At 71.9% G+C, this 3,599-nt stretch carries 2 protein-coding genes; one reads left to right on the forward strand and one right to left on the reverse strand.

The features are described from left to right. On the forward strand, positions 1–946 hold a 946-nt coding region (locus ACOADB_RS27705; RefSeq protein ID WP_378606730.1), incomplete at its 5' end, for an FG-GAP repeat domain-containing protein. Positions 947–960: 14 nt separating this feature from the next. On the opposite strand, the gene ACOADB_RS27710 is transcribed toward ACOADB_RS27705, so the two are convergent. Continuing rightward, the coding region (locus ACOADB_RS27710) for an FAD-binding and (Fe-S)-binding domain-containing protein (protein WP_378606733.1) at positions 961–3,599 on the reverse strand (2,639 nt) is incomplete at its 5' end.

Genomic DNA, 3,599 nt, shown 5'->3' on the forward strand with positions numbered 1-3,599 from the left:
CGGCGACTTCACCTTCGGCGACATCCGGGTCTCCCTCGGCAACGGCGACGGCACGTTCGACGCCGCGACGAAGGTGGCGGGCACGACCCAGACGCAGGGTCTCGACCTCGGGGACGTCACGGGCGATGGCGTCGTCGACCTGGTGGCGATGACGGTGTCCGAGGCCCGCATCCTGAAGGGCAACGGCTCGGGTGGCTTCACCGAGATCGGCCGCGCCCCGCTCACCCTGGGCGGCCAGGTCCAGCCCCTGGTCGTCGACCTCGACGGCGACAGTGACCTCGACGTCGTGGCGCCGACGTTCACGGCGATCCAGACCCTGGTCAACAACGGGTCAGGCACCTTCACGGTCGGACCGAGGACCACGGTGTCCGGCGCGTTCGTCCTGTCCGCGATCGCCGTCGCGCACCTCGACCCCGGCAGCACGCCGGACCTGTTCGCGATCGACGGCGGCTCGAGCACCCTGTTCGCGCTCACCGGCAACGGCAACGGTTCCTTCCGGCAGACCGGCGCGCTGTACGGCACCTCCTTCATCCCCGAGGACGTCGCGGCCATCGACCTCGACGGCGACGGGTACGACGACGGTGCCGTGGTCGGCTCCTTCAGCTTCTCCCTCTCCACGGGGCTCACCGACGGCACCGGGAAGTTCCGGTCCTTCGTCCCGGCGTCGTTCCAGTTCGGCGGTCCCGGACCGACCAGCGCTGCCGTCGCGGACTTCGACGGCGACGGCCGCCAGGACCTCGTGGTCTCCTCGCTGGCCAACCCTGCGTCCGGGACCCTCACGGTGCTCGCCGGGAACGGCACGCCTGGCATGAGGAAGATCGGCACCTTCAGCACGGCTGCGTTCCCGCAGAACCCGGTGCTGGCCGACTACGACGAGGACGGCGACACCGACATCGCGGTCGTCAGCCCCGGGTCGATCACCGTCCTGCCGAACACCACTCCCTGAGCGGTCCTGCGGGGTCAGGCCCTGATTCGCCCGGCCAGCAGCTCGGCCAGGTGGATCGGGGCCGCCTCGGGTGCCAGCTCGTCCAGCTGGGTGCGGCACGAGAAGCCGTCCGCGAGCACGACCCGCTCGCGCGCGGCATCGACAGAGCGTCGTACGGCGGGCAGCAGGTTGGCCTCCGCGATGGCGACCGACACCTCGTAGTGGCCCTTCTCGACACCGAAATTGCCGGCCATGCCGCAGCAACCGGCGACCGCCTCGACGGTGGCACCGGCCCGCTCCAGCAGGGACTTGTCGGTCGACCAGCCCATGATCGCGTGGTGGTGGCAGTGCGGCTGGGCGACCACGGACACCCCGCTCAGGTCGGGCGGCGTCCAGGTCGGCTCGGTGGCGAGGATCTCGGCCAGGGTCACCGTTGCCCGGGACACCGCGGCGGCGTCGTCGCCCGGGACAAGCTCGGTGAGCTCGTGCCGCAGCACCGCGGTGCAGGACGGCTCGATGCCGACGATCGGGACACCGGAGAGCGCGTCCGTAGCCAGCGCGTCGACCATCGAGCGCAGGCGCTTCGCGGCGCCGTCGAGCTGGCCGGTGCTGATCCACGGCAGGCCGCAGCACTCCTGGTGCCGGGTGATGCGCGGATCGAAACCAGCCGAGCGCAGCACGGCCACGGTCGCGTCGGCGACCTGCGGGGCGAAGTGGTTGGTGAAGGAGTCGACGAACACGACGACCGGCTTGCCTCCGGACGTCGACACCGCGGAATCCCCGAAGGTACGGCGGAAGGTCTTCCGGAACGTGTGCCGGGCGAACGCCGGCATCTGCCGCCGCGTGTCCACCCCGGCGGCCTTCAACGCCGGGATGCGCACCGCCTTCCAGCTCATCATCGTGTTGGCCAGGCGCGGCGTGGCCGAGCCGGCCTTCGCCCAGCGCGGGAGCCAGCCGACGGAGTAGTGCGTGCGCGGGCGCAGCTTGCGCTTGTAGGTCTGGTGCAGCACCTCGGCCTTGTAGCTGGCCATGTCCGTGCCGGTGGGGCAGTCCGACGCGCAGCCCTTGCACGACAGGCACAGGTCGAGCGCCTCGTGCACGGCGGGCGAGGACCAGGAGATCGCGCTCTCGCCGTTGACGATCTCCTGCAGCAGCCGGGCGCGGCCACGGGTGGAGTGGATCTCCTCCTTCGTCGCCTGGTACGACGGGCACATCACGCCGCCCGAGCCGGAGTTGTCGGCGCGACACTTGCCGACGCCCGTGCAGCGGTGCACGGCCTGGCCGAAGTCGCCGCCGTCGCTGGCATAGGCCAGTGCGAGGCCCTTCGTCAGGCGCGAGGAGGCCGAGTAGCGGAGGTCCGCGGTGCTGGAGACCGGGTCGACGAGGATGCCGGGGTTGAGCAGCGACGTGGGGTCGAAGACGTGCTTCACGGCGGACATCAGGCCCAGCGCGGCCGGTGAGTACATCCTGTCGAGCCACTCGCTGCGGGCCCGCCCGTCACCGTGCTCGCCGGACAGCGAGCCACCCAGCGACGTGACCAGGTCGGCGGCCTCGCTGATGAAGGCGCGATAGCGCTCCGGGCCGTCGGGGTCGCCGAACGGGAAGTCCATCCGGACGTGGATGCAGCCCTCGCCGAAGTGGCCGAACGGCATCGCGGTCAGGCCGTGGCGCTCGAGGAGCGTCTCGAAACCGGTCAGGTAGGTGCCGAGGTGCTCCGGCGGGACGGCGGTGTCCTCCCAGCCGGCCCACGCCGGGAGACCGGAGGGCGCGCGGCCGGCGAGGCCCGCGCCATCGGCCCGGATCTGCCACAGGCGCTCGATCTCGGCGGAGTCCTCCACCACGAGTGCGGAGAGCCCGAGTCCGGCCGCGGCCAGCAGGCCCGCCTGGCGTCGTACCTCGGCAGGGTCGGAACCGGAGATCTCGACGAACATCCACGCATCACCGGCGGGCAGCGGGGGCACGGCGTCCGGACCGCGGCGCTCGACGATGACGTCGACGATCCGCCGGTCGAGGCCTTCGCAGGCGGAGGGCTTGAACTCCAGCACCGCCGGGGTCGCGAAGCCGGCGGTCGGGAAGTCGGCGAAGCCGAGCACCACGAGGGAGCGCGCGGCGGGGGTGCGCACGAGGCGCACGGTGGCCTCGGTGATCACGGCCAGGGTGCCCTCGGACCCGACAAGCGCCCGGGTCACGTCGAAGCCGCGCTCCGGGACCAGGTGCTGGAGCGCGATGCCGGAGACGTGGCGGCCGAACGTGCCGAACTCGGTGCGGGCGGTGGCGAGGTCGCCGGCGATGACGGCCCGCAGGTCCTCGAGCACCGATCCCGTGGATTCGGGAGCCCCCGTTGCGGAGTAGCCCGTGACCAGGTCCGAGCCGTCCGCCAGCAGGGCCGTCACGCCGACCACGTTGTGCGACGTACGGCCGTAGGCCAGCGACCGCGCACCACACGCGTCGTTGCCGATCATCCCGCCGATGGTGCAGCGCGAGCTCGTCGACGGGTCGGGCCCGAACCGCAGCCCGTGCGGGGCCGCTGCCTTCTGCAGGTCGGCCTGGATCACGCCGGGCTGCACGATGGCGGTCTCCGCGACGGGGTCGATCGAGAGGACCTGGTTCATGTAGCGGCTGAAGTCGATGACGATGCCGCGGCCGATCGCGTTGCCCGCGACCGACGTCCCGG

Origin of the sequence: Nocardioides sp. CPCC 206348, assembly GCF_048654705.1 — a bacterium.
In the GTDB taxonomy this organism is placed as follows: Bacteria; Actinomycetota; Actinomycetes; order Propionibacteriales; family Nocardioidaceae; genus Nocardioides.